The sequence below is a fragment of the Fictibacillus nanhaiensis genome (assembly GCF_036213205.1).
Lineage (GTDB): Bacteria > Bacillota > Bacilli > Bacillales > Fictibacillaceae > Fictibacillus > Fictibacillus nanhaiensis_E.
The window spans coordinates 187,354-213,917 of record NZ_JARMFC010000014.1 but is presented as its reverse complement, the minus strand read 5'-3'; the positions used below and the strand labels follow the sequence as shown (position 1 = coordinate 213,917).

General features: G+C 39.5%; 23 protein-coding genes and 1 riboswitch. Of the genes, 7 read left to right on the top strand and 16 right to left on the bottom strand.

All coding sequences use genetic code 11. The features are described from left to right. Window positions 1–39 precede the first annotated feature (39 nt). The 4 genes from P4V41_RS15105 to P4V41_RS15090 form a co-directional block, all read right to left on the bottom strand. A complete protein-coding gene (locus P4V41_RS15105; RefSeq protein ID WP_328085902.1) occupies window positions 40–585 on the bottom strand; it encodes a TVP38/TMEM64 family protein in 546 nt (181 codons plus the stop codon). An 87-nt stretch (window positions 586–672) separates the two neighbouring features. Then, window positions 673–2,727, bottom strand: coding sequence for a heavy metal translocating P-type ATPase (locus P4V41_RS15100; RefSeq protein WP_328085901.1), 2,055 nt, complete (start codon window positions 2,725–2,727; stop codon window positions 673–675). Window positions 2,728–2,744: 17 nt separating this feature from the next. Next, entirely contained in the window at window positions 2,745–3,059 is a 315-nt protein-coding gene (locus tag P4V41_RS15095) for a metalloregulator ArsR/SmtB family transcription factor (RefSeq protein ID WP_328085900.1), read from the bottom strand. Window positions 3,060–3,170: 111 nt separating this feature from the next. Next, on the bottom strand, window positions 3,171–4,394 hold the full coding sequence (locus P4V41_RS15090) for a DUF418 domain-containing protein (protein WP_328085898.1): 1,224 nt from the start codon (window positions 4,392–4,394) through the stop codon (window positions 3,171–3,173). Window positions 4,395–4,538: 144 nt separating this feature from the next. On the opposite strand from P4V41_RS15090, the gene P4V41_RS15085 reads away from it, so the two are divergent. The 3 genes from P4V41_RS15085 to P4V41_RS15075 are packed head-to-tail and all read left to right on the top strand — an operon-like array spanning window position 4,539 to window position 7,226. Beyond that, entirely contained in the window at window positions 4,539–5,342 is an 804-nt protein-coding gene (locus P4V41_RS15085) for an SGNH/GDSL hydrolase family protein (protein ID WP_328085897.1), read from the top strand. After that, on the top strand, window positions 5,339–6,253 hold the full coding sequence (locus P4V41_RS15080) for an ABC transporter ATP-binding protein (protein ID WP_328085896.1): 915 nt from the start codon (window positions 5,339–5,341) through the stop codon (window positions 6,251–6,253). Before P4V41_RS15085 ends, P4V41_RS15080 begins: the two co-directional genes overlap by 4 nt. Further along, a complete protein-coding gene (locus P4V41_RS15075; protein WP_328085895.1) occupies window positions 6,246–7,226 on the top strand; it encodes an ABC transporter permease in 981 nt (326 codons plus the stop codon). Before P4V41_RS15080 ends, P4V41_RS15075 begins: the two co-directional genes overlap by 8 nt. A gap of 199 nt (window positions 7,227–7,425) precedes the next feature. On the opposite strand, the gene P4V41_RS15070 is transcribed toward P4V41_RS15075, so the two are convergent. Further along, on the bottom strand, window positions 7,426–9,432 hold the full coding sequence (locus P4V41_RS15070; protein WP_328085894.1) for a methyl-accepting chemotaxis protein: 2,007 nt from the start codon (window positions 9,430–9,432) through the stop codon (window positions 7,426–7,428). A gap of 566 nt (window positions 9,433–9,998) precedes the next feature. On the opposite strand from P4V41_RS15070, the gene P4V41_RS15065 reads away from it, so the two are divergent. The 3 genes from P4V41_RS15065 to P4V41_RS15055 all read left to right on the top strand — a co-directional run bounded on the left by P4V41_RS15065 (window position 9,999) and on the right by P4V41_RS15055 (window position 13,188). Continuing rightward, the gene (locus P4V41_RS15065) at window positions 9,999–10,811 is read left to right on the top strand and encodes a YihY/virulence factor BrkB family protein (RefSeq protein WP_328085893.1); all 813 of its coding nucleotides are present in this window, start codon (window positions 9,999–10,001) and stop codon (window positions 10,809–10,811) included. Window positions 10,812–10,968: 157 nt separating this feature from the next. Next, complete coding sequence (gene ytvI / locus P4V41_RS15060) at window positions 10,969–12,003, top strand: sporulation integral membrane protein YtvI (protein WP_328085892.1); 1,035 nt, start codon at window positions 10,969–10,971, stop codon at window positions 12,001–12,003. A gap of 150 nt (window positions 12,004–12,153) precedes the next feature. After that, complete coding sequence (locus tag P4V41_RS15055) at window positions 12,154–13,188, top strand: acyltransferase family protein (RefSeq protein WP_328085890.1); 1,035 nt, start codon at window positions 12,154–12,156, stop codon at window positions 13,186–13,188. Window positions 13,189–13,299: 111 nt separating this feature from the next. Here P4V41_RS15055 and P4V41_RS15050 read toward each other — a convergent pair whose 3' ends face one another. The 6 genes from P4V41_RS15050 to hutP form a co-directional block, all read right to left on the bottom strand. After that, entirely contained in the window at window positions 13,300–13,560 is a 261-nt protein-coding gene (locus P4V41_RS15050) for a helix-turn-helix transcriptional regulator (protein WP_328085889.1), read from the bottom strand. Continuing rightward, window positions 13,553–14,527, bottom strand: a complete 975-nt coding sequence (gene hutG, locus P4V41_RS15045) for a formimidoylglutamase (RefSeq protein ID WP_328085888.1) — start codon at window positions 14,525–14,527, stop codon at window positions 13,553–13,555. Before hutG ends, P4V41_RS15050 begins: the two co-directional genes overlap by 8 nt. Then, window positions 14,502–15,773: an imidazolonepropionase gene (gene hutI, locus P4V41_RS15040; RefSeq protein ID WP_328085887.1), complete on the bottom strand. Its 1,272-nt coding sequence runs from the start codon at window positions 15,771–15,773 to the stop codon at window positions 14,502–14,504. The genes hutG and hutI overlap by 26 nt, the downstream gene beginning before the upstream one ends. 15 nt (window positions 15,774–15,788) lie before the next feature. After that, entirely contained in the window at window positions 15,789–17,450 is a 1,662-nt protein-coding gene (gene hutU, locus P4V41_RS15035) for a urocanate hydratase (RefSeq protein WP_328085886.1), read from the bottom strand. A 16-nt stretch (window positions 17,451–17,466) separates the two neighbouring features. Next, on the bottom strand, window positions 17,467–18,993 hold the full coding sequence (hutH, locus tag P4V41_RS15030) for a histidine ammonia-lyase (RefSeq protein WP_328085885.1): 1,527 nt from the start codon (window positions 18,991–18,993) through the stop codon (window positions 17,467–17,469). A gap of 290 nt (window positions 18,994–19,283) precedes the next feature. Then, a complete protein-coding gene (gene hutP, locus P4V41_RS15025; protein WP_328085884.1) occupies window positions 19,284–19,718 on the bottom strand; it encodes a hut operon transcriptional regulator HutP in 435 nt (144 codons plus the stop codon). 181 nt (window positions 19,719–19,899) lie between these two features. Between hutP and P4V41_RS15020 the strand changes: the two genes are divergently transcribed. Then, window positions 19,900–20,358: a hypothetical protein gene (locus P4V41_RS15020; RefSeq protein ID WP_328085883.1), complete on the top strand. Its 459-nt coding sequence runs from the start codon at window positions 19,900–19,902 to the stop codon at window positions 20,356–20,358. 97 nt (window positions 20,359–20,455) lie between these two features. On the opposite strand, the gene P4V41_RS15015 is transcribed toward P4V41_RS15020, so the two are convergent. The 5 genes from P4V41_RS15015 to cls all read right to left on the bottom strand — a co-directional run bounded on the left by P4V41_RS15015 (window position 20,456) and on the right by cls (window position 26,478). Beyond that, window positions 20,456–21,568, bottom strand: coding sequence for a GerAB/ArcD/ProY family transporter (locus P4V41_RS15015; protein WP_328085881.1), 1,113 nt, complete (start codon window positions 21,566–21,568; stop codon window positions 20,456–20,458). A 139-nt stretch (window positions 21,569–21,707) separates the two neighbouring features. Next, window positions 21,708–23,060, bottom strand: coding sequence for a TrkH family potassium uptake protein (locus tag P4V41_RS15010; RefSeq protein ID WP_328085880.1), 1,353 nt, complete (start codon window positions 23,058–23,060; stop codon window positions 21,708–21,710). A gap of 3 nt (window positions 23,061–23,063) precedes the next feature. Further along, window positions 23,064–23,720 carry a TrkA family potassium uptake protein gene (locus P4V41_RS15005; RefSeq protein ID WP_328085878.1) on the bottom strand — a complete coding sequence of 219 codons (657 nt, stop codon included), beginning with the start codon at window positions 23,718–23,720 and terminating at the stop codon, window positions 23,064–23,066. A 143-nt stretch (window positions 23,721–23,863) separates the two neighbouring features. Next, a riboswitch (cyclic di-AMP (ydaO/yuaA leader) is annotated at window positions 23,864–24,019 on the bottom strand. Window positions 24,020–24,097: 78 nt separating this feature from the next. Further along, on the bottom strand, window positions 24,098–24,880 hold the full coding sequence (locus P4V41_RS15000; RefSeq protein ID WP_328085877.1) for an undecaprenyl-diphosphate phosphatase: 783 nt from the start codon (window positions 24,878–24,880) through the stop codon (window positions 24,098–24,100). Window positions 24,881–24,975: 95 nt separating this feature from the next. Then, window positions 24,976–26,478 (bottom strand): cardiolipin synthase, encoded by a 1,503-nt coding sequence (gene cls, locus P4V41_RS14995; RefSeq protein ID WP_328085876.1) that lies wholly within the window; start codon window positions 26,476–26,478, stop codon window positions 24,976–24,978. Between the last annotated feature and the right edge of the window lie 86 nt (window positions 26,479–26,564).

The following is a 26,564-nucleotide window of genomic DNA, read 5'->3' as shown; positions in this document are numbered from 1 at the left end:
AGTATATACTATACCCCCCTATAGTATCAAATATTCTGATCAGTTTCTTCTTTCTTTTACAAAAATGTAGATCCCTACTAAAGCTACAACTCCTAAAATGATCTTTCCTTCTGTATTCCATTCTGTTACGTTGTACACTGAATATGCTTCAAGTAATAATGCTGGTAACTTCCCTATTGAACTCGCCACAACAAAAGTCCAGGCTGAAACAGCACCGATCGCACTAGCAAATGTAACAAAGCCTGAAGGTACAAATGGCAACAATCGAAGTGACAGAATAAGGAGAAATGCTTCTTTCCCACTTGCTTCTAATAACCTTACCACCCTGGGGTACCCTTTGAGCTTATCTCTAGAAACTTGTTTAAATCCTTTTCTATATAGAAGAAAAGCAACCATTGCTCCTAATGCTTCTCCGATAAATGAAATGAATGTACCGTACCAAAACCCAAAGAATAAAATATTTGCAGCTGTAATAAAAACAGTAGGAATAACACCTATAATTCCAATTAATATATTTAGTACGAGTGAAATGATAATCGCCCATTCGCTATACTCGTGGAAAAATTGAATAACGATTTCTGACATAACATGCGTTCCTCCTAAAAAAATACTAACCTCATACCCCTTTATGGTACTAAAAAAGCCATGCAGCTGCATGACTTTTTCCTTTCACTATTTTCTATTGTGAAGCAAGACCGTAAGACTGATTAATGTTACAAGAATTGTAGCACCCATATCAGAAAGGATTGCAATCCAAAGTGTGAGCCATCCTGGAATCGTAAGCAGTAAAGCTAAAAGCTTCAACCCAAGTGATAATCCAATGTTCCACTTGATGATTTTGTTTACTTTCCTAGAAACTTGCACAGCATCCGGAAGTTTCCCTAAGTGATCTTGCATGAGTACGATATCTGCTGTTTCGATTGCACTATCAGTTCCTTTTCCCATTGCAATACCAAGATCAGCCGTAGCAAGTGCGGGAGCATCGTTGATTCCATCGCCAATCATCGCCACTTTGCCAGACTTCTTAAGCGATCTCACCTTTTCTACTTTATCCTCCGGCAGCAGCCCTCCGAAGAAAGAAGACACTCCCGTTTTCTTAGCAACTTTATCCGCAACAATTGGGTGATCACCAGTCAGCATGACCGTCTCTTTTATTCCTGTTTCATGAAGCATAGAGATAATATCGGGACTTTCTTTTCTGATTTCATCTGCAATAGCAAACACACCAAGAATTTCAGTGTCACTTGCAACAAGGACGATCGTATTACCTTCTTCTTTATATGAATCGATAACACTTTTTACGTCCCCACTCGCATGGGTACTGCCAATTATTTTTTCGTTTCCTAGCCTATACGTTTTATGATCAACTACCGCTGTAATTCCTTGACCACTAACTGTTGTCATTTCATCCGCTTCTACTTCTTCAGCACCAACTTCCTGGCACTTTGCTACAACTGCTTTTGCAAGGGGGTGAGAAGATGACTTTTCAATCGCATAAGCTACTTTATAAAAGTCGGGATGGAACGCTTTCTCCGCCACAACGTGCGGTTCACCTAGTGTAAGAGTACCTGTTTTATCAAAAGCAATGACATCTATCTTACCAAGCTGTTCAAGATAAGCGCCACCCTTGATCAAGATTCCGTTTCTTGCATTGACTGTTATCCCAGAGAGGATCGCAATTGGCGATGAAAGAATAAGTGCACAAGGACAACCAACGATCAATACCGCAAGACCTTGGTAGAACCATTCCCCCCATGGTTCATTGAACAAAAGTGGTGGTACTAACATAACTAGTGCAGAAACAACCATGATGATCGGTGTGTAATAGTTTGCAAATCGATTAATAAAAAGCTCCGTTGGCGTTTTAGATTCTTGTGCTTCCTGAACGAGAGCCAATATTTTAGAAAGAGCTGATTGGTTATAAGTCTTCGTTATTTTCACATGAAGCACACCTTCGTTGTTGATGCTCCCACCAAATACCGTCTCTCCATCTTCTTTTTCCACTGGAAGTGATTCACCTGTGATCGCTGCTTCGTTCACAGAGCTTTTTCCATAGACAACAACGCCATCTGACGGAATCTTTTGCCCTGTTTTTACTAGAACAACATCATCCACTGCTAGTTCTTCAATCGAGATGACTTCTGTTTTCCCGTCTCTTAACAAAAGCGCTTCTTTCGGTGCTACCTTTAAAAGAGATTCCATCGAGCGCCTTGCTTTTTCCATTCCGTAAGATTCAAGCAGTTCATTTATGCCAAAAAGGATTGCCACAAGTGCAGCTTCTTTCCACTCACCGATGGCAACTGCACCAACTAATGCGACTGTCATTAAAGTGTTAATATCAAATTTAAACTTCGTCAGGTTTCGAAGACCTTTTAAAAACGTTGAATAACCGGAAGAAATCGTCGCAACAGCATAGAATAGTATGGAAACATACGCTGTATTTAACATATGTTCTGTACTAAGTGCTGCAATAAAGGAAGCAACGGATACATACAACCCGATCATCAGCCAATTTGGTCCTGTAGGCTTTCCGTCTGATTCGAACCTTACATTCTCCGTCGATAGGATAGAACGTACTCTGTCCATGTCCATGTTTTCATCTAATACGATTTTACTTGAATTAAATTGTACCTTTGCTCGCTCGCCACCAGGAAGCTGTTGGATCTGTTCTTCAAGCTTCAATGCACAATGGCCACAAGATAATCCAGTGATCTTATGCTCTTTCATTTATGGTCCTCCTTTCGTTAGTCGTGTCTCGCATGATGTATGGATTGATGCAAAAGAGTCATCACATGCTCATCATCTATTGAGTAAAAAAGTGTTGTTCCGGCCCGTCTAAACTTTACAAGTCTTAAATTTTTTAAAAAGCGTAATTGATGGGATACGGTTGACTGCATGAGTGACAATTCTTCAGCAATTTCAGATACATTACACTCCCTCTCCCCTAAAAGATGCAAAATTCGAATTCGGGTTGGGTCCGAAAGTGCTTTAAATGTTTGAGATACGATAAATAGTGTTTCCTCATCAAGATGTTCATATTTGTTTTGTTCATCGGTCATTAAAACAGCCCCCTAAACTACGGCTTTATTTATTATATGAACATATGCTCATATATGTTACTTAGAGTGTACCTAATATTTTGGAATTGTGCAAAAGAAAAAAGAAGCAAATTACTCAGCTTCTTTAATCTTGCTTATACCTAGTCTTTTAAATCGTTGTTTTCTTCCATATGTCAGCGAACGCCACACCCATTCAAGAGGTCCCATATAATATCTTTCTATCCACCACTTTGAAAGAAGAGCTTGAAGAAAAAAGATTCCACAAGACAAGATGACACCAATGAAAGGTCCAAATTCTCCGTACAGTCCTAATCCATAACTATAGAAGATCGTAGTCGCAATCATGGATTGAGTTAAGTAATTGGTAAAAGCCATTCGCCCTGTAAATTGAAAGTAGTTAAACAAACGTTTAAATCTTCCACTTCGATAAAGAAGAACGATGCTAGAGATGTAGAAAATGCTCATCATCGCACCACCAAATTCGTATCCCCATGACATCGCAGTATCATAGCGCCAATCTTCCCCTTTAAAAGGAAAGAAGATAACGGCGAGCATTTTACTACCTGGACCTAGGATCAAGGTTAAGAGCCATAGTCTCCATAGTCCTTTGTTCGTGAATGTTCTTTTCTTAGCAGCATATGCACCGAATAAAAACATGGGTAGAAGTCCTGCTATAAAAAAGAGAAAGTATCTGTTTAAATCTCCCCATTCATGAACTCTTTCCTTCATGATCTCAAGGTATGTACCATTGCTATACACTTCAATGGATTGAACGATTTCTTGTTCATTCAACTTATTTTGAGCGCTTTGATACGATAGAGCTGCGCCACTTGTCCAATAATCATACGTTAAGGTTGTCATAAATAGGCTGTACGCCGTTATCAATAGTAATCCGGTTATGATTAATACTTTCTTATTTAAGCGATAGAAGATCAGCATGAACAAGCCTACTATCGCGTACATAATCAAAATGTCACCGTACCAAAATAACAAGACGTGGAGAATCCCAAACAAAAGCAGAACAAACTGTCTTCTTAGAAAAACAGGAACAAACCTCTTATTTTTCGCTTTGGCTCTTTCTGCCATCAATACGATACCGAACCCGAATAAAAAGGAAAACATCGTGATAAAGTTTCCTTGAACAAAAAACTCCAACAGCACATTTGTCCATACGTTATATGGCTCGGCAAAATACTCATAACTTAACGCACGAATGGGCGAATCAGGGCCTGAAAATGACTTCATATTTACGAGTAGAATGCCAAATATGGCTATACCTCGCATGATATCTAACGATTGAATTCGTTCTTGATCACCGACTGGCTTCAAATTCATAACAAACCACACTTAAAATTTTTTTCCATGATTCCACTCCCTTTGGTTTATTTTACCTCAAATAGGCAAAAAAGTTAGAATATGAGTCATTATTTGCTATTCTATAAAGAACAGATCACGGATTTGGGAAGGATGAAAGCGGTTTTGAAAAAATATACCTTAACAGTCGTTTCAATTATCTCTATTTCAGCTACGCTATTATGGCTGTTTGGCCTTAGCTGGACGTTACAAGATCAGTTCTCGTCTAATGAAAAAGTTACACAGCTTAAAGAAAAAACAGAATCCACTTCTACCAAAAAGCAAGACGGAACACTTACGATCTTTGCCTTAGGTGATTCTCTCACTCGAGGAACGGGTGATGCTGATGGAAAAGGTTATACCGGCTATCTGACAGAGCGGTTAAAAGAAAAAACAGAACAAAATATAAATCTGTTAAACACTGCTATTAAAGGAGAAACATCTAGAGGACTTCTAAAGCAGCTTCAACAAAGTGAGATCCAGCGTCAAGCCAAACAAGCAGATGTTATTGTGATGACGATTGGCGGAAATGATCTCTTTCAACAAGGAGCAACTCTTGAAAATTTAGATGCGAATGCGATAAACGGTAAAAAACAGATTTACTTGAGCAACATAAAAAAAATCTATACTCAGCTTAGAGAACTGAATCCTGACGCAGTCATCTATCATGTCGGATTGTACAACCCTTTTAGCAATATGCCCGATTCAAAAACGACTTCATCAATCGTCAGAGACTGGAACTTTCAGTCTGCTGAATCAGCAGCTGGTTTTGATAATATCGTATATGTCCCAACCTTTGACCTCTTTCAGCTTCAAGTAGAAAACTATCTATATTCCGATCAATTTCATCCTAACACGGAAGGTTACCAGTTGATTGCAGAACGTGTAGCCTCACTGATCAATTTTGAACAGGAGGAGAACGAATCATGAGTCAAATACCTGCATTAGAAGTAACGAATCTAACTAAAAAAATTAAGGGCAAGCAGATCATAAAAGGTGTTTCGTTTACACTCGTTCCAGGAGAAGTCTTTGGTTTTCTTGGACCGAACGGTGCTGGAAAAACGACGACGATTCGAATGATCGTTGGTTTGATCTCTCCTACTTCTGGAACGATTAAAATCGGTGGTAAGAATGTAAGAACTGAGTTTACTGAAGCGATGAGACATCTCGGCTGCATTGTTGAAAACCCTGAACTGTATCCGTACTTAACAGGCTGGGAGAATCTTGTACACTTTCAAAAAATGGATCCTTCCATTCCAAAGACGAGATTAACCGAAGTAATTGAACTGGTCGGATTACAAAATCGAATTCACGATCGTGTAAGTACCTATTCACTCGGTATGAGACAGCGTTTAGGAATCGCTCAAGCTCTTTTAGGAAAACCGAAAGTACTTATTTTGGACGAGCCTACAAACGGCCTTGATCCTGCAGGTATTCGTGAGATGCGTGAATTTATACGACAGTTAGCAAGAGATGAGAACTTAAGTGTTCTTGTATCCTCCCATTTGTTAAGTGAAATTCAGCTGATGTGTGATCGTGTGGCGATCATCTCAAAAGGAACTGTATTACGCACAGACTCTGTAGATAACCTATTGGCTGAACAGGAACGTGTGATCTGGCGCGCTGAACCTCTTCAACTCGCTAAAGAGATTCTTTCTATGGAAACAGAAGTTACAGAAGGTCCTGATGATACATTAATCACGTTGTATAATGAGCCACTGTTGCCAGATTGGAACGAAAAGCTCGTAAAAGCTGGAGTGAAGGTAAAAGAAATGAGAACTCAGCTTCCTTCTTTAGAAGATCTGTTCTTAGAAGTAACAGGAGGCGAAAGTATTGATTAATCTTGTCCGGAATGAAATGTTAAAGCTTCTTAGAAAAAAACGTTTGTATGTCATCATCTTGATCATCGCGTTCTTAGTTCCTCTTTTTACATATGCTCAGTTCAAAGAGATTCAAGATCAACGTGAGAAGATGGGAAACCAAGATTGGCGAACAACTCTGCAGCAAGAGATCACTGACACACAAAACCGATTAAGCTCGAGCCGTATTCAAGATGAATGGCGGAAGTTTCTAAAGATCAGACTCTCACAGCAACAATATTATTTAGAGAACGATATCGATCCACGCGCTCCGGGTGCACCAACGTTTATGCGTATATTCGTTGAGAGCTCGATCGATCTACTTCTCCCGTTACTCGTGATGGTAATCGTGGCAGACCTCGTTTCTTCTGAATCAAGCGGAGGAACCATCAAGCTCTTGCTCACCCGGCCTGTTAAACGATGGCGCATTCTGCTTAGCAAATATTTAGCGATGCTGCTCTCAATTTCCTTTATCGTTTTATCAGTAGCTGTTTTATCATATGGAATATCTGGCGTCGTTTTCGGATATGGCGGATGGAACATGCCTCTATTAACAGGATTTACGGTTTCTGGAGATGAACTTTTAACCGAAAACGTCCACATCGTCCCACAATGGCAATACATTCTGATGGAGTTTGGCCTCGTATGGTATGTGTGTATGATTGTAGGCACACTCACCTTTATGCTGTCCGTATTGTTGCGAAGTACTGCTGCCGTTATGGGAATCATGCTCGCGTCACTCATTGCGGGAGCCATTCTAGCAAACATGGTATCTTCTTGGGAAAGCGCGAAATATTTCTTTATGGTAAACCTGAACCTTACGAACTATGTGAGTGGAATGGCAACACCAATCGAAGGAATGTCGTTAGGTTTCTCGATGAGCGTACTGGCTGTCTGGGGAATAGCCGGGTTCATCATCGCTTTCGTTACGTTCTCTAAGCGAGATATCTATTAAAATAGAAAAAGAGAAAGGAAACCGAAGTCGGTTTCCTTTTTTATGTGACTCATTTCTAGTTTTTTGAAGGTAATCTGTCCGTTCTCGCAGTTAATCTGTCGGATTGACTCCATAATCTGTCGGATTTGGAAGATAATCTGTCCGGTTGAGCAGATAATCTAGCCATTCGACACCATTATCTGTCCAATTACAACCTCTACTAAACCTTGAAGTGTTTTATCATTTCAGTAAGTGCTTGTGACGCATCATTCAATTCTTCAGCCGACTGAGAAACCGTGGATAATGCCCGCACTTGCTCTTCAGAAGACGCACTTACTTCTTCACTTGCTGCTGCAGATTGTTCAGCTACTGCTGCGATACTTTGGATAGAAGCTACTACTTCTTCCTTGTAATTATTGATCATCTCTACTTCACTCGTAATCTTTTCAATCGACTTCACCATATCAGCCATCGTTCCTGAGATTTCATTAAATGCAGATTCGGTATCTGTTACGGTCATGTTTTGATCGTGAGCGATTCTTTTCGTATACGCCATCTCATTTACAGCACGCTCGGACTCTTCTCCTATTCCTGAGATGGTCTTACGTACTCTATCTGCTGCAATAGCAGATTGTTCCGCTAATTTTCGTACTTCATCGGCCACAACTGCAAAACCACGCCCGCTCTCACCCGCTCTTGCAGCCTCGATACTTGCATTTAATGCGAGTAGATTTGTTTGATTCGATATTTCTGTAATAGATTGGATCACTTGCTCGATCTCTTCTACTTTAACAGCTAGGCCAGAAATGACAGCTTCGATGTTTTTTAGAACCTGGTTGCTTTCTCCCGTTTTTTCACGCAACACGTCCATTTGCGAGATTCCTTTTTTATTTGCAGCATCAGCCAATAAAGATAACCGTGTCATCTCTTCTGCTTGTTCGTTTACCTTCTCGATCTGTATAGATAAGTCCATCGTTCGACGGTTTGTTTCATCGGCATCTTCAGCTTGAGTTGTAGCTCCAGAAGCAATTTCTGCAACAGCTCTAGATACCTCTTCGCTAGCTGCGATTGTTTCTTCAGACACGGCGCTCAAGTTAGAAGTAGATTCATTAACGGTTACAACAGAATGACTGACGGACGTTATCAATCCCCGCATGTTTTCGACCATAGCGTTAAAATGATGAGTGAGTGTCCCTACTTCGTCTTTGGATTTCGCTACAACTGATACGGTAAGGTCTCCTTCTGCTACTTTCTGTACTTGTGCTTGTAATTTAGCAATCGGATTAGAGATACTTTTTGCCAACAGGTAGGTTACACATAAAGCAACGATGACTGCGATTGAGGTAAAGATTAAAATCATATTCAAAAGCTCTTCGGCATCTTTTAGTAACTCATTCTGATCATAGACAAAACCAAGCTTCCAATTCGTGTCGGCTATCGTCGTGTAATAAAGCTCTCGGTCTTTATTCTGATAAGTATAAGAAACATTTCCTTTTTCATTTTTGTATATTTCTTTAATAAATGTCTCTTTACTTAAATCTTTTCCTTGTTGCGTTGGATGAACGAGCGCCATCCCTTTTGGATCAAGAAGCACTGGGTATCCTTTGTAGCTGACTTTTGTTTTATTAATCATGCTCGTCAATCCAGCAAGATTTAGATCAAGACCAACTACACCAAGTACCTCCTCTGTTGCTGGATCTAACACCGGTTTCGTAACCGTTACAACATATTCGCCAGAACTTGCATCTTCATATGGTTCTGTCCATATCGTTTTTTCTGGTGATTGTTTGGCCGTTTGATACCAAGGGCGTTCAGTTGGATCAAATCCTTCTGGAAGCTCAAGTTTTGGTGTCGTTTGGAACTGTTTGGTTTCAGCACCTATGTATAACACCGCAACGTTTTTGTTGAGATCCAAAAAGTGCTTGAAATCCTGATCTACAATCGGCCACGTTTCTTTCAGACCTTTCGCTTCATCCGTTTTTAATGTTTTTAAATAATTGATAAGTCTGCTATCCTGGCTGTATCTATCGATCGTATTTCCGTAGGATTTCAGATACAGCTCTGTCGAGGCTTTAACTTCTTTTGAAAGACTTATTGCCTGTTCGTTGCTATTACTCTCGAGTTGTTGTTTTGTTTGAAAATAAGAAAAAAGCGATACAGATAAAAGTGTAATGGCAACTAGAATACTTACAGAAAGCATGATTTTTGTTTGAATTCTTTTAAACATCTGTTTAACCCCCATTTTTCTTGGAATACCCCTTATCTACATATCGACATTTAATCATCAATGATTTAAGAAACAGGTCTAAACAGGTACAAAAGAATCACATTTAATTTAAAACCTTCCATTAATAGTACTTTACACCTAAATAGAAAACAAAAAAAATAAAAGAATGGGTAATCACGCACACTTTATGCCCTGCCAGGCTTATCTACTTCTACATGTAATAAGAGCAAAGGGGGTGTTATTAATGCATTCATGTTCATGCAGTTGTAAGCCTAGATGCCAATCCTGTGTAAACTTGTGTGGGGTTCCATTATTTTGTCGAGATATTCATCCTTGTTGTTTTCCTTGTATTCAGCCTCACCCTACACCAATAAGCTCTCCCTTAATTGTTGTTTGTCGTTGCCCTCGTTGCTCAAACAGACACAGGTAATTGCATAAACAGCTTTTAGCTTATAACTTCACATCACTGATAATATTTAGTGAACGTTTTGATTCAAATAAGCGTTCTTTTTTTTATTTAGGGCATAATGCAGGATAGAATAATAAGATTTTTGGAGGGTGTCCTCATGCGCTGGTTTATGAAACAGTGGTTTCACCGTTTCTTTCAAGATAAAGTTTTTGATCTTTCGGCACAGCTTGCTTATTACTTTCTAGTTTCTCTTTTTCCTTTTGTTTTTCTCATTTTCACTATACTTAGCTTTTTGCCTATTTCTTCTTCTTATGTTCTATCACTTTTTCAGTCTATTGCTCCAGAAGAAGCATATGCTTTACTAGAGTATAATCTAGTGGCAGTTTTGGACGAGCATAGAGGAGATGTATTATCTGTTTCATTAATCATCATGATCTGGCTAGCTACAATCGGGACACATGCAATTATCCGTGTCTTTAACCAAGCCTACCAAGTTGAAGAGAGCCGACCTTTTATTAAAGAACTTGTATTAGGGATGTTTCTTACGGTCGGTCTTGTGATTGCAGTTATTACTGCTCTCCTTTTGCCTGTCTTTGGAAGGAGTATTGGCATTTACATATTTGAGCGTACTGGATTTTCTCATCCCGTTTGGCACTTATGGGAAACAGCACGTTATCTAATTGGTTTCTCAGTGCTTCTCTCCATATTCTCAGCTTTATACCGGTTTGCACCAAATGTAAGATTAACGTTTAGAAATGTGTGGCCAGGAGCTATTTTTTCAACAGCTGGCTGGCATTTATTTTCTTACTTATTCTCTTCTTATGTACTAATTTTTGACTACGGACAGATCTACGGAAATCTAGGTGCTATCTTAACGTTAATGGTTTGGTTCTATCTATCTGCCATGATCTTAATAGCTGGTGGACAGTTGAATGCGATCTTGGCATTAAAGAGGGAACTAAGAAAATAATAAGATTTTTGAAAACTGCAATTTCTGTGATTGACATTTTCACATTATCGTAACATCATTGTGTATATATAAAGAATTAACATCTTTTTTTCCGGTCATAATGGTTAGTAATAAAAAATAGAATGATCGGTTAAATTACGGAGATTGGGGCTGGAAAATGACTGTAAAAAACTTAATCTTATTACTCATTTTACTTGCCGGAATCGTCATCTTTGTCTTTTACAGTATACCTCTCCTTCTCGCATTGCTAACGGCTATAATGCTAGAACCAGTAGTGAAATTGTTTATTAGACTATTTAAAGGCAGACGATTATTGGCCGTCACTGCTACTTTTATCTTTTATCTAGCGGGGCTTGGTATTTTCTCGTATTGGCTTACAACAACACTTGTAATTCAAGTCATCGAGTTTATAACGATTCTTCCATCTTATTCTGTTCATCTGTTTGAAGTAGCAGAGAATACGTTTTATGAAATGGAAAACTTTTATGCTAGCTTACCTCCTGAAGTGGTAAGGACGCTTGAAGAAGGATTAGTAGGTTTAAAAGATTATGGCGTTGAAACTGCAAAGAATCTAACATCTGGTATTTTAGGGCTTATTACAGCCATACCTGGATTGCTAATCTACTTTATTATCTATGTAGTAGCTGTTTTCTTGTTTTCATTGGACCTTCCGCGTTTGTATGCAGAGTTTCTTAACCTGTTTACAACGGCAGCCCGTGAAAAAGTTGAGCTAGTCTTTAGCCAATTATCTAGAGCTACGGTAGGATTTTTTCGTGCACAAATCATATTAAGCTTTGTTACATATGCATTGGCCTTGATTGGACTTATGATCTTAGATGTCGAGTATGCGGTTATTCTCGCTCTCTTGATCGTAATTGTTGATATACTTCCAATACTCGGAACAGGTTCGTTCCTTGTCCCTTGGGCAGCTTATTCTTTCTTTATCAACAATAATGACCATCTAGCATTCGGCCTTCTGATCATGTTCGGAGTAATTACAATTGTTCGAAGAATCATCGAACCAAAAATACTCGGTTCAAGCCTTGGCATATCTGCTCTAGCAGCTCTCGTATCCTTGTATATTGGATTCCAGCTTCTTGGCTTTATCGGATTGATCGTCGGTCCGGCTATCGTCATTATCTATGAAGCATTGAGAAGTGCAGGGTTTATCAAAATAAAGATCGATTTCTAATGAAAACGTGTTTCCTGTAATAGGAAACACGTTTTTTTCTATTTATAGGTTAGAAACACCTGTAATGTTGGGAATTATAGAGAATAAGTAAAAAAAATGAGAAATCCATACGAATACTTTATAAGGTGAATAATTATTGGAGGAATACCCATGAGTACTGCTACAAAAGAACGCGATTATTATTTCGACAACGCAAAGTTTATTCTAATTTTCCTTGTCGTGTTCGGGCACTTTATTTCCCCGATAAAAAGTCAAAACGAGTGGCTTTACACGATCTACAACTTTATTTATACCTTTCATATGCCCGCATTTATATTAATAGCCGGGTTCTTTACAAAAGGTGTTTGGCGTGACGGTTATCTTCCAAAAATCTTTAAAAAAGTTTTGATTCCATATTTGATATTCCAACTGATCTACAGCTTTTTCTATTACGATTTGTATGGTAAAAGTGAAGTGAAACTAGACTTCTTTTCACCACATTGGACGCTTTGGTTCTTATTAAGTTTAGTTTTTTGGAACATACTATTAAAAGTCTTTGTGAAAATGAAATATCCGCTCGTACTGGCCATAGGCATAGGAGTGGCAGTAGGCTATATTCATGATATTGGCACTTTTTTAAGTCTACTTCGAACATTTGTCTTCTTCCCTGTTTTTTTACTTGGACATCTGCTTGAAAAGAGAGACTTTAAAAAGATTTTACGTCCACGAGCCAAAATCATCTCTGCTGCATTCTTAGTCGTACTGTTTGTTACGTACCATTTTATTTTTCCTAACGGTACAAAAGAATGGCTCCTCTCGTCATCTTCTTACTCGGAAATTCTCGGATACAACGATTGGTATGGTGGAATCGTCCGGCTTGCTATGTACGGTGTTATGTTTGCGGCAACCTTCAGCTTTTTAGCACTTCTTCCGCGCAGAAGAATGTTCTTCACTGAATTTGGAGAACGTACATTATATATCTATCTGTTGCATGGATTTGTGCTGAAATACTTGTTTACAACAGATTTGTTTGCGTCTATTGAGGAAAACGGCGCATACTTTATGCTTCTTTTCTTAGCTGTTATTGTAACCCTGTTTCTAGCGAGCAAACCCGTTATCGCACTAGCTCAGCCGTTTATAGAGTTACGTTGGTCTAAGCTAAAAAAAATGATAAAACCAAAACCCTCTCAGCCAAGGGAGAGTTAGTGTTCATAGCAAAAACACCGCTAAGCAGGAAATCGCTAGCGGTGTTTTTTCATTCCGTAAAATAATTGCATAATAAATATAAAGGTAAGATTGCGTGATTAATATAAAACTCTAGGAACCATGCTTATAGTAATGTTGTTTTGCCTCTGCTAACACACGTAATGGAAGCTTGTCAGCTAGTTTAAATGCTTCCTTTTCATTTAACTCCAATGTCTTTACAAGCTTCTCTATCTTTTCTTCAGAAGGAATCATCCTTCCCTTTTCAATATCAGCCATGTATTGAGGAGTAATACTTAACCTTCTGGCAAGCTCTGATTTACTCAAGCCCTTTTGATTTCTGGACATTTCTATAAACCTTCCAAATTCACTCATCCCTTAATCCTCCTTTTCTCTTTGAATAAAAAAGCGTGAATTGTATGATGATGTACGCCGCTAATCGACTCGTCATATTGCGGAAATCTAAGGTTGGATCAATCTCTACGATGTCCATTCCTTTAATAGAAGGTTCTTGTGCAAGATATTGTATACCTTCAATTAACGAGTCACTGTCTAATCCACCAGGCCCGATCGCAGGGCATCCTGGTGCAAAAGCTTGATCCAAAACATCCATATCAAGAGAAATATATATGTTATCTGTTGTCTGTTTTAACTGGTAAACTGATTTTTGTAATATAGAAAGCAACCCACTTCTTTTTACATCACCCATCGTATGCACCGTAACACCATGGTCCTTGGCATAATCATGATATAGTTTTCCGTTTGAGAAATCTCGAATACCGATCTGAACGAGCTGGTCGCCTGTAATCACACCATTTTCAATGAGTTGGCGAAAAGGAGTACCGTTTGATGGACCACCGTCCTCGGTATTACGAAGATCAAAATGTGCATCAAACTGGATGATGCCGACCCGTCCCCTCGTTTCTTGGAAAGCTTTGATCGCTCCAGCAGAAACAGAATGATCACCACCTAGCGTAATCACACATGCTTCTTTATGCTGAGCTCCAATATCTTTTAAGACCGAATGGATACGGGATTGTGAAGTAAAGAGATCTGTTACATGCATTTCTATATCTCCAAAATCTGTAATGTTCTGATCCCAAAGATCACTTTCTTCTTCAATGCTATATGTGGAAAACGAATTCATCATCGCACGGATAGTCTGCGGTGTAAGATGTGCACCTGAATGCGAAATTGAAGTCTTAGAGAGAGGAGCCCCGGCTATCGCTACTCCTCTTACTTCCTCTCCTGACCAAGGCTTTAAAAGCTGACCTGCCTTCTTAATTCCTCGATCAGTAAATGACGCCTCACCCGATTTACTTAGAAAGGGTATAGTTTGCATGAATATCTCCCTTTCCAACAACTAACTTACCGTTCTTCCATACTTGATTAACGTGGTTAACACCGTAATGATAAGGAATATACTTATAATTTGGTACATCCCACAGAACGAGATCTGCACTTCTTCCTATCTCTAGACTACCTGCAACATCTCCACGTCCAATGGCGAAAGCTGCATTGACCGTCACACCGTTCCAAATTTCTTCTGGCGTCATTTTAAGCTTTAATGCTGCAAGACTCATAATGAACTGCAAATTTTCTGTCGGTGAACTTCCAGGATTAAAATCAGTCGACAGTGCCACTGCTGCTCCACTTGAGATCATGTCCCGTGCTGGAGCGAAATGATCTTTTCCTAAATAAAACGTAGTGCCTGGAAGAAGAACTGCGATTGTATCTGATTCACCGAGCATACGAACGCCTTCTTTACTTGCTCCAACTAAGTGATCTGCAGATACAGCACCTATCTCACAAGCCATTTCTGTTCCACCAAGAGGATCAATTTCATCCGCATGAATCTTAACACCAAATCCTGCTGTTTTTGCTTTTTGAAGAAAGATTCTAGACTGTTCTACGGTAAACACACCTGTTTCACAGAAAATATCTACAAACTCTGCAAGTCCTTCTTTAGAGATTACACTCAACATGGAAAGCATCTCTTCTAAAAAGGCATCTGGTCTACCTTTGTAGCTTTCAGGAATAGCATGCGCTCCCAAAAAGGTTGAAACAAGATCGATCGGGTGAGTTTCATTCAGCTTTTTTGCTACTCTCAACTGCTTTAATTCGGTCTCTTTATCCAGTCCGTATCCACTTTTTGCTTCCATCGTCGTAACGCCATAAGTTAAACATCTGTTTAAATGGAACATCCCTTTTTCATAGAGATCTTGTTCTGCTGTTTCACGGGTAGCTTTAACGGTCGAATGAATCCCACCGCCTTGTGCCAAAATCTCTAGATAAGGCACTCCTTGTTGTTTCAAAGCGAGTTCATGCTCTCGTGATCCCCCAAACACGAGGTGTGTATGAGGGTCCACTAAGCCAGGTGATAATAGTTTTCCTGCTGCCTCTATCGTTTCTTTTGCTTGTAACTGAGCTGCTTCCTCAGCTGTTCCTATAAAAGCGATCACGCCATCTTTTATACCTACTGCTCCGTTATCAATGATGGATAGTTCATTCATCTTTGTTCCGCGAAGCGCTTCTCCATTACTTTTCGGAACAACTACCTGTCCAGCAAAAATCAATGTATCTAGCATTCGTCACACTCCTTTTTATTTCTCAATCATCGGAAGATCTACGCCTTTTTCTTTTGCCGTTTCAATCGCTAGGTCATACCCTGCATCAGCATGCCTTACGATTCCCATTCCAGGATCACTCGTTAGTACACGCTCGAGACGGCGAGCAGCTTCCTCTGTTCCATCTGCAACTACAACCATTCCTGCGTGAAGAGAATAACCCATTCCAACACCGCCACCATGGTGAACAGATACCCAGCTCGCACCGTTTACTGCATTGATCATAGCGTTTAATATCGGCCAATCTGAAATTGCATCACTGCCATCCTTCATTCCTTCTGTCTCACGATTAGGCGAAGCCACTGAACCACAATCCAAGTGATCACGCCCGATCACGATTGGTGCTGACAATTCGCCGCTAGCAACCATCTCGTTAATAATTTTTCCAAACTTCGCACGTTCACCGTATCCTAACCAACAGATGCGGGATGGCAGGCCTTGAAATTGCACTTTTTCTTGAGCCATCTTGATCCATTTAGAGAGGTGCTTATTATCACTAAACTCTCGTAGAATTACTTCATCTGTTTTTCTGATATCCTCAGGATCACCTGATAACGCTACCCATCTAAATGGTCCTTTTCCTTCACAGAACAATGGACGGATAAACGCTGGAACGAATCCAGGAAAATCGAAGGCATTTTTCACTCCTTCATCAAATGCTACTTGTCTGATGTTATTTCCATAATCAAATACGACAGAACCCTTCTTCTGCATCTCAAGCATAGCTTGAACATGAGTGGCCATAGATCGCTTTGATTTTTCGATATATTGTTCCGGATGACGTTTACGAAGTTCTGCTCCTTCTTCCATAGAAAATCCTACTGGTAAGTATCCATAGAGCGGGTCGTGTGCTGAGGTCTGATCCGTAACAAGATCAGGAATTTCACCCATCTCAATCATTTTAGGTAAAAGTTCAGCAGCATTTCCTAAAAGACCGATTGACAATGGCTCACCTTTTGCCGCATATTCTTTCGCCATGCTTAATGCTTCATCTAAACTCTTTGTCATTTTATCTAAGTATCTCGTGTCCAAACGGCGTTGAATTCTCGTTTCGTCTACATCAATCGCAATCACAACACCATCGTTCATCGTTACAGCTAGAGGCTGAGCTCCCCCCATTCCTCCAAGACCCGCTGTAAGCGTGATCGTTCCTTTTAAAGATCCGTTAAAATGCTTGCGTGCTGCTTCTGCAAACGTCTCATAAGTACCTTGCAGGATACCTTGTGTTCCAATATAGATCCAACTTCCTGCAGTCATTTGGCCATACATCATCAGACCTCTTTTTTCAAGATCACGGAATGTGTCCCAATTCGCCCATGCAGGAACAAGATTGGAGTTCGCAAGTAGAACACGTGGAGCATCAGTATGCGATTTAAATACGGCAACCGGCTTTCCAGATTGTACGAGAAGGGTTTCGTCATTCTCTAAGCGTTCTAATGTTTCTATGATCTTATTGTATGAGTCCCAGTTTCGAGCAGCTTTACCAACCCCTCCATACACGACAAGCTCATCAGGATTCTCTGCTACCTCACCATCTAAATTGTTCATAAGCATGCGAATTGCCGCTTCTTGCACCCATCCTTTTGCAGATAATTTGGTACCTCTAGCAGCTGATATAGAATGTTTTACGTTTGACATGTAAAAATACCTCCTTTTAATGTGCTAACTTTTGAATTTTTGATCCGATTAAGATGTCATTCCAAGATGCATCAAGGATCCACGAAGCAACAGCTTCCATATCGCGGTGGAACATACGGTCACATTGTATCGTTGGACAAACGATTCTTCCTTGTTCATATACTTTCTTTGTTTTTGGTGCGAGCTTTTCAGGTCCGCGGAAATCTGCTGCCTGCATCGCACAGATTAACTCTACTGCCAGCACTCGTCTTGCATTTGCAATAATCTGCGCGGCATGCCTAGAAGCAATCGTTCCCATACTCACATGATCTTCTTGATTGGCTGATGAAGGAATTGAATCGACACTTGCAGGGTGAGCTAGTGTTTTATTTTCTGATACGAGTGATGCGGCAGCATATTGCATAATCATAGCTCCAGACTCTAACCCTGGATTTGGACTTAGAAAGCCTGGCAAGTCACTCAGTTGAGGATTGACCATCCGTTCAATACGCCGCTCAGAAATATTTGCCCACTCCGCTGCAGCAAGCTTTAAGAAGTCCATGGCAAAAGCGATCGGCTGACCATGAAAGTTCCCACCTGATATGATCTTGTTGCCACCATCAAAAATAAGTGGATTGTCCGTTGCAGCATTCATCTCAATCTCAAGTTTTTCTTTTACATAACCGAGCACCTGCCATGAGGCACCATGAACTTGAGGAATGCATCTTAAGGAGTAAGCATCCTGGACTCTGATCTCACCTTGTTTCGTTGTAAGCTGACTGCCATCTAAATAGGCTCTCAAACGCTTGGCTACATCCACTTGCTCTTTATAACCTCGGGCAAGATGAACATCCTCATCAAACGCATCTGTTATGCCACGTAAACTTTCTGTAGTAAGCGCTGCAATCGCATCTGCCATGAGTCCGATGCGTTCCGCTTCTATATAGGCAGCAATTCCTTGTGCTGTCATGGCTTGCGTTCCATTTATCAGAGCAAGCCCTTCTTTCGCTGTTAAGATGACAGGTTCAATTCCCGCTCTCTTTAATGCTTCCTGGCCAGGAAGACGCTCTCCTTTGTAATAAGCCTCTCCTTCACCAACCAGTACAAGGGCCAGATGTGAAAGTGGAGCTAAATCACCGCTCGCCCCAAGTGACCCTTGTTGTGGAACAACAGGATGAACATTCTTTTCGACTAACTCTAGCAACCTTTCAATTACGACTGGTCGGATTCCAGACAGACCTTTTAATAACGCGTTCGCACGTAAGATAAGCATTAAGCGAGAAATCGTCTCCGGAAAAGGATCTCCTATGCCGCACGCATGACTGCGAATCAGATTGATTTGAAGTGTTTCTACGTCCTCTCTAGAAATAAAAACATCACTAAACTTCCCGAAGCCAGTCGTAATGCCATAAACGACTTTGCCCGCAGCTACGATCTCCTCAACCACTTTTCGGCTATCAGCCACTTTCTTCATACTGACCGGGCAAGCTTCAATGGGTTCATTCTCATGCAGAATCCGCTTGATCTCTTCCATCGAAAGCGTATTACCTGTTAATGTAATCATCTTCATCCCTCTTTTACTAAGGTTCTTTTCTTTCTTCGAAGTAGTTGATTTCCGTTACAGGCACTCGCTTTCCGCGGGGTGTGCTGTGAGCCTCTTAGCGCTCTGCGCTGTTAAGAGTCTCACCTGTCCCACTCATCCCGCAGGAGTCTCGCACCTTTCACTTCTATCAACTTTCCAAAGAAGCTATTAAAAGAAACCTCAAAATGTATAGATAAAAAAACAAAAAGAGCGCACCCGAAAGAAAACTCCTTCGAATACGCCCCCTATTCACTAGTTACTATGGGCACTATTTAAATATGATTGATTCCTAGACCGACCGCCTCATGCTCTAAGCCTTTTACAGGAGCACCGATCGTTCCGTATAGAGCGACTGCTATCCAGTCACCTTCTTCTTTTTTCTCATATGGATTACCCCGAACAACTATGAAACGCAAACCTACAGTTCTAAGAACGGTTCCGAGCTGAACCTGTCCTCTTGTCACCCCATGAAAAGCTTCCATGATGGCATGATATAAGGAATGTGTTTCACGATATATTCCGGTTTGAATCACATTTTCACTTTTGGCCGCGGTTTCAATGGCAGCTACTACCTTTTGCGAATCCATGGAACCGGCTTTGCCTACGCAATACTTCCAGCCCAGTTTTTCAATTTCAGGCAGATAACTCTCATCTAATACCCCTAACATCGCCATCTTACCGATCAAACGTTCATTTGATAATGCCATTGCATGAATCACTCTTTCTCTAACGGCTAATAACTATCTCTAGTGTATGCGTTTACAATTTGTCCGTCAATTCCCTTTCAACAACTTATCACAGCAGTTTAGTAAAGAAAATGACATGTATAATCTATCAAACTAGCGGTAAGAATGGTACTAAGAAATATAACGGAATGAGGGTTGTTACATGTTAAACGTACAAAAAGAAATTGCTCTTGCTTCAATGTCACGCACACCACAGTTTGAGGAAGATGTGAATGACTTTTTTATCGCTTATGACAAAGCACATAACCCGTTACTGCTCTTACCTACAACAAAAGGTTTCCTTCCAGAAGGACAGGTATATGCAATTGCATTTATTAAAAAAGAAAACAATTCTTATCAATTTACGCTTTCTGATAAAATTATGCCTTTCTCAATGGATGAAGCAACACTTATTCATGATCAGCTCGGATTTTTCTTCGGACCTGAAAACAATATGCTGTCCTCCTTTTTTAAAGGTGATACGTATGGTGCTTATGTTGTTTGGACAAAGCATATGGTTACGCAATTAATTAACGAGACTCTACAGAATTGGCATAACACATCAGATGATTCGCAGCGCGAAAAACATAAAACGAGACTGACTATGCTTCTTCAAGCCTAAGTTAAAAGAAAATAAAAAATAAAACTGACTGCTAACTTTTCTCTTTCCTGTAGCAAGGCAAGATTGAGAAAGCATAACAGTCAGTCTTTTTATTGCATCATGTAGTGGGTGATGCCTGTTCTTTATTATTTTTCTTAAAGTGCTTTTTAATAAAAGTCATTACAAATAGAAGTGGAATATAACTGATGGCTAAATAAAAACCAATCTTGTTCGTATAGTTATTGAGTAAGTTGATTTTAAGGCGAGTGTCTAAATAATAGCAAGCAGCCAATGTAATAACCAATAATACAATCAACGTGATATGCTGTCTAATATTTAACATCAGTTTTCCTATTCGGCTCGAACACCAGATGGCTAGTGTAATATTTGGCAAGATCACAAGACACCACATTGAAACAAAAACAAAGTCAAATCGTTCTACGAATGAAACTTGAACGATCTTCACCATAGAGAGAGTGGCCCATATATTTCTAGACAACTGTTCCTCGCTAAAGAAAGCAAATGAAAATAAAGTGACTAGCAAGTACATCATAAATGTAAAAAGATTTGCATGATGTGCAAATTTTTGAGACCGTTTTGCATTTTTGATAAACGGATAGAAAACAAGAAGGGTTTCAAACCCAAGATAGCTTAACATCATATTTTTCGTTGCAGTTAAATAATCTTTTATATTCTCATCAAATACCGGAAGCAGATTAGAAAAATGGGTAAATTCTAATGGGTATACAAGTAACGCGATTAACCCTAATGGAATGACCACTCCTAAAAAACAGATACCCGCGACCGTTCGAAAACCAGACGAAACCACATAGTACGTTAATATTAAGAATACTGCAGCGATCTTCCATGTACTTAGCGTTGGAAACATCCATACTTGGATGACCTCAATATATGTTCTTAATACCGTAATCGACCAGAGCAGAAAATAAAGAAGTAAAAATAGGTTGAATAGGTTACCAAGAAAACCGCCAAACAACGATTTATGAGTTGTTACAATATCGCCATCACCGTTATCGAGCACATAATATATCATCCATATGAGAATATGTACAAAAACAGCTGCAATGATTACTGATATCCAAGAATCATAGCCTGCGTATTTAGCAATGATACGCTGATAGCCAAGCACCCCTACCCCTACTTGTTCAGAATGAACGAGGAAAAAGACAAGAAAGGGAGAAACGAGAAAAGCTTCTTTAATCTTTTGCATGACAATTCTCTTCCTCTCTTTAAAATAGCATTGAAATCTCGTTTTAGCATTCCCAAGAGTAAAGAGATTAACCCATAAAAACTCAAAAAGCTGACGCAGAATCAAGGAATACACCCTTTCTGCGTCAGCTTTCATGACTTTATCCAGTGAATACTTCACCGTCTGGATACCTTATATTATCTTTTGTTTGTTTTGCAAGACTGAACGCCAGCGTTAACGGTCCTAATTTACCAAAAACCATCACTGCACAGATCACAACTTTCCCGATAACTGTTAGATCTGGGGTCAGTCCCATACTTAACCCAACAGTTCCAAAGGCAGATACGACTTCAAACACGATCACCATGAATGAAGTATCTTCCTGTACAAATGTGATAATAAACAATGCTGCAAAAATAAAAAGAATAGATATTGTTGTAATAGCAAGCGCTCTGTATACAACAGCGTTCCTGATAGTGCGCTTCATAACGACTGTATCTTCTTTTCCTTTTAAAAATGCCGCAACCGTAAAGAGAATAACGACGAATGTTGTAAGCTTTATCCCTCCACCTGTAGAGGTACTTCCTGCTCCAACAAACATTAAAAGAATCATCAACAAGGACGTATCAGGATTGATCGCTGTCATATCAATCGAGTTAAAGCCTGCTGTTCTCGGCGTAACACCTTGAAAATACGAAGCCCAGAATTGTTCAGCTCCTGAAAGCATTCCAATGGTCTTAGGATTATTAAACTCGAATAAATAAAAGAACAAAATTGCTACAATATTTAAAATCAAAGTAGATAGCAACATCACTCTTGAATGAAGGGAAAGTTTTTTCCAGCTTCGACTCACCCAAATATCAACAAGAACGGTAAATCCGATTCCTCCTGTAATAAACAGAAACGAAATAACGATGTTTACCATCGGATCTCCTACATATCCCATCAGACCATCAGACCACAACGAGAAACCTGCATTGTTGTACGCTGATATAACATGAAATATGCTGTAATAAATCCCCTTACTCACCCCAAGATCTGGAACAAGCCTGAGTGATAGAAAGAAGATGGCAATGATCTGGATGCTAATCGAAAAAAGGAATAAATTTCGAACTAACCTTATTACTCCGCCGATTGATGGTTGGTTAAGTGCTTCTTGCATCAGAACACGTTGTTTGATGGATATTTTTCTTCCCATCATAATAACGACTAGGGACGCAAAAGACATGACCCCTAGTCCTCCGACTTGAATTAAAAACAAGATTACAATCTCACCAAATAGTGTAAACGTCGAGCCTGGATCTACTGTAGCCAACCCTGTAACCGTTGCAGCTGATGTTGCAATAAAAAAAGCATCCACCCATGATAATGTAGTTTCATGAGCTACAGGAAGCTTTAACAAACACATTCCTACAAATATTAGAAACAAAAATAAAGTTGCTAAAAATTGAGGAGGACTCAATTTTATCGGATTGTGCAAGAAACGTTTATGCTTTTTTACATGTAGGGCCAATGCTTACACTTCCTCATCCTCAAAACGATTTAGATCTTCATTTCGACCGATCACGACGAGAATATCTCCATATTGAAGAGAAACATCTGCAATTGGTGAAACGAGTATTTCATCTCCTCGTTTGATCGCTACGATGTTACACCCATAACGTGCTCGTACATCAAGATCTGTTAACGTCTGGTTTACGAGCTTATCAGTAACACCGATCTCAACAATACTGTGTTCGTGTGATAGCTCAATGAAATCAATAATCTTTTCAGACGAAATGAGTTGAGCAACACGAAGCGCCATATCACGCTCTGGATGGATAATACGGTCTGCTCCTAGCTTTTCCAACACTTTATGATGATAGTCATTCTGTGCTTTTACCCATACTTTTTGAACGCCTGCTTCTTTTAAAAGTAAAGTGGTCAAAATACTTGCTTGAATGTCTTCACCGATCGAAACAATGACTTGTGTAAAGTTACGAATTCCAAGTGATTTCATTACTTTCTCATCTGTTGAATTCGCTTGAACCGCTTGAGTGGCGATCGTAGCGAATTCATTTACTCTTTCCATATCTTTATCTATAGCTAGAACATCATAGCCCATTGTGGCGAACTCTCGGCAAATGCTGCCTCCAAAGCGTCCTAGACCAATAACTGCGAATTGTTTTTTCATTACGTTCTCCCCTTAAAAAATCCATGAAGTTTTTTGCTTCGTTGTTATCTAGCCTTGCTGGTTAAGAGGTTTACAAATTTAAGTAAAAAAAACACAAAAAAAGACCACACAAAAAAGCGGGTCCGGTTTTCCACCAAATTGACCTCTCCAGTGACATGACGCTTACGGGGTTAGCTGTCGGATTAGGGATTGGAGTATCCCTTTTTGCAAATAGAGCAAAATTCACCCCAAAAGATTGGTTCCCCCGTTTTACAGTAGTTTCACCATAAAAATAACTGTAAATTCAGCGATCTAAAGCCTGCTAAATTTTGAATTACATATACTGTAATCCTCTATCATTTAAATGTCAATCCATTTTTATAGTGTTAACAAATACTTTACATTTTCCCTAAAAATTGAAGAGTCAATACGACGATTCCAATACACCATACATAGACGGCAAACCCTTTTAACGTGCCGGTTTGAAGGAGTTTGATCATCCACTTTACTGCTACATATCCAAACAGAGCAGATGCTAAAGTACCGACCAATAATGCTGTATATGAGATAGGAGGATGTCCACCAGTAAATAGATCTTTTGACTGCAGTACTACTCCTCCTGCGATAGATGGGATGGATAATAAAAAGGAAAAATAGGCCGCTGCTTTTTTATCGATCTTGCAAAAGAGCGCTGCTGCAATCGTAAGTCCGGATCGTGAAATAGCAGGAAGAATCGCTGCGCCTTGAAACGTTCCGATCACAAGCGCATCCCGAATTGATATATCTTCAATGCCCTTATATCCATTTCGCTTATAAGAGTCAGCCCACCAAAGCAGAAAGCCTGTAATCAAAAACTCCCATCCGACCGTTACCCCCGTTTTTGAGATTTCCTCAAAAAAATCTTTAAATGCTAGTCCTATAACAGCTGTAGGTATTGTTCCTGCGATAAGCAATACCCCGGTTTTGCTGAAGGGTCTTTTTATGACTTCAAGGATTTCTCTCCAATAAACGGTTAAAACAGCAATCAGTGTTCCTATATGTAGCATGCTATCAAGAAACAACCCGGCTTCTTCAAGCTGAAACACTTGCCTACCAAGAAGAAGGTGTCCAGTTGAACTGACAGGCAAAAATTCTGTTATTCCTTGAACAATGCCTAATATTAAGGCTTCGAGCCAATCCATAAAAAAATCCCCCTCAATTTTCATGGTCTCGTACAACCTATTCCTGAGGAGGAATTTCTATTCTTAAATTTAAGATTACGTTCTTCAAACAAAAACTAGAGAACACCTGAGAATAAACGAGCAAATGATTCTTTTGTTCGTTCCCACAAACCTCTTTTGTAGAACTCTACTGGTTTCACTTTTTTAGATTCCAACATGTCTTCTTCATATTGTGCAACAAGATCTGAGACAGATGATGTATTCAACAAGAATACGTTCACTTCGAAGTTAAGATGAAAACTTCTCATGTCCATATTAGCTGTACCGATTGAAGCGGTATCTCCATCAATAATGATTACTTTTTGATGCAGAAATCCTTTTTTGTAGGAATAAATCTCTATACCGGAACGTAGAAGCTCTGGAAAATAAGAGCGTGTCGCATATTGCGTCAAGAAACCATCATTAATCTCAGGAACTAGCAATCGAACCTGGACACCTTTTTTTGCTGCCACTCTTAAAGCTGTTCGAATCGCTTCGTTCGGAACAAAATATGGAGTAGCAATCCAGATGGATTTCTCCGCACAAGAGATCAAAGAATAGAACAGATCACTCATGATACCAAGCTGTGTATCAGGCCCACTTGCTACAACATGAACCGTACCATCCCCTTTTGCGGGGTATGCTGTTGTAAGATGTTTATCTTCTAATAGGTCTTCTCCACAAACATATTCCCAATCCATTAAAAATATGGCGTGTAGAACCTGCACAGCTTCGCCTTCCATAACCATGTGTGTATCACGCCAAAAACCTATTTCAGGATCTTCTCCTAAATACTCAACGCCTACATTCAAGCCTCCAACAAAACCAATCTTTCCATCGATAATGATAATTTTGCGATGGTTTCTAAAATTAAGCTTTTGATTAAAAAATCCATATCGTACAGGTAAGAATGCTTCAACGAGGATTCCTGCTTTTTTCATTCTATCGATGTCATATTGCTGAAGAGACAGACTTCCTATTCCATCAAACAAAAATCTAACTTTTACACCTTCATTTGCTTTTTTTATTAAAAGGTCAATAATGTCTTTTCCAAGGCGATCTGAACGAAAGATATAATACTGAATATTTATATATTCCTTGGCTTCTTCCAGCCTTGCAAAAATTTCAGGAAACGTCTCTTGGCCATTTTTTAAAATTTTTGTACTCGTTTTTCTGTTCAAACGCGTGAGTGTGATATGGTGAGCATGGGTAGCAAAGCATTGCTGATGCCTTTTCAAATCACTAAAATCAGGCTTTTCTTCTTGTTTAGATACTCTGATCCACTCGTCTCTGTCTTTTTTTCTTTTCGATTTAAAAAGATGGCCTTTTAAATAAAGTTGACCAGAATACAGGTAGAACATATATCCGATAAACGGAAATAGAATCAATACATAAATCCAAAGAAGTGTATGTTGAGCTGTTCTGTTCTCAAGCATTAACGAATAGATCGTATACAGAATCACTGCGATGTAAAGGAGCCCAAATACTGTTTTAATTATCACATATCCTTCAGCAAAGAAAACAATGTATAAGCAGACGAGTAACAATAATGTGAGGAAAAATTCCCATATTCGTTTCATGCACGTGCTCCTTTTTTACCAATCTTCTCTTTATCTCTTTTATTCCCTTTGCCTTGTAAATAAAACAATTGTCTTCTATCTTTTTA

Excerpts from the sequence above, each read along its gene's own strand:
- P4V41_RS15105 (WP_328085902.1), bottom strand. The coding sequence starts at position 585 with ATGTCAGAAATCGTTATTCAATTTTTCCACGAGTATAGCGAATGGGCG.
- hutU (WP_328085886.1), bottom strand. The coding sequence starts at position 17,450 with ATGTCAAACGTAAAACATTCTATATCAGCTGCTAGAGGTACCAAATTA.
- P4V41_RS15005 (WP_328085878.1), bottom strand. The coding sequence starts at position 23,720 with ATGAAAAAACAATTCGCAGTTATTGGTCTAGGACGCTTTGGAGGCAGC.
- P4V41_RS15070 (WP_328085894.1), bottom strand. The coding sequence starts at position 9,432 with ATGTTTAAAAGAATTCAAACAAAAATCATGCTTTCTGTAAGTATTCTA.
- hutH (WP_328085885.1), bottom strand. The coding sequence starts at position 18,993 with ATGATTACATTAACAGGTAATACGCTTTCGATGGAAGAGATCAAGCGG.
- hutG (WP_328085888.1), bottom strand. The coding sequence starts at position 14,527 with ATGCAAACTATACCCTTTCTAAGTAAATCGGGTGAGGCGTCATTTACT.
- P4V41_RS15020 (WP_328085883.1), top strand. The coding sequence starts at position 19,900 with ATGTTAAACGTACAAAAAGAAATTGCTCTTGCTTCAATGTCACGCACA.
- ytvI (WP_328085892.1), top strand. The coding sequence starts at position 10,969 with ATGACTGTAAAAAACTTAATCTTATTACTCATTTTACTTGCCGGAATC.
- P4V41_RS15065 (WP_328085893.1), top strand. The coding sequence starts at position 9,999 with ATGCGCTGGTTTATGAAACAGTGGTTTCACCGTTTCTTTCAAGATAAA.
- P4V41_RS15055 (WP_328085890.1), top strand. The coding sequence starts at position 12,154 with ATGAGTACTGCTACAAAAGAACGCGATTATTATTTCGACAACGCAAAG.
- P4V41_RS15090 (WP_328085898.1), bottom strand. The coding sequence starts at position 4,394 with ATGAATTTGAAGCCAGTCGGTGATCAAGAACGAATTCAATCGTTAGAT.
- P4V41_RS15000 (WP_328085877.1), bottom strand. The coding sequence starts at position 24,880 with ATGGATTGGCTCGAAGCCTTAATATTAGGCATTGTTCAAGGAATAACA.
- hutI (WP_328085887.1), bottom strand. The coding sequence starts at position 15,773 with ATGCTAGATACATTGATTTTTGCTGGACAGGTAGTTGTTCCGAAAAGT.
- P4V41_RS15100 (WP_328085901.1), bottom strand. The coding sequence starts at position 2,727 with ATGAAAGAGCATAAGATCACTGGATTATCTTGTGGCCATTGTGCATTG.
- hutP (WP_328085884.1), bottom strand. The coding sequence starts at position 19,718 with ATGGCATTATCAAATGAACGTTTGATCGGTAAGATGGCGATGTTAGGG.
- P4V41_RS15015 (WP_328085881.1), bottom strand. The coding sequence starts at position 21,568 with ATGCAAAAGATTAAAGAAGCTTTTCTCGTTTCTCCCTTTCTTGTCTTT.
- P4V41_RS15050 (WP_328085889.1), bottom strand. The coding sequence starts at position 13,560 with ATGAGTGAATTTGGAAGGTTTATAGAAATGTCCAGAAATCAAAAGGGC.
- P4V41_RS15080 (WP_328085896.1), top strand. The coding sequence starts at position 5,339 with ATGAGTCAAATACCTGCATTAGAAGTAACGAATCTAACTAAAAAAATT.
- P4V41_RS15095 (WP_328085900.1), bottom strand. The coding sequence starts at position 3,059 with ATGACCGATGAACAAAACAAATATGAACATCTTGATGAGGAAACACTA.
- cls (WP_328085876.1), bottom strand. The coding sequence starts at position 26,478 with ATGAAACGAATATGGGAATTTTTCCTCACATTATTGTTACTCGTCTGC.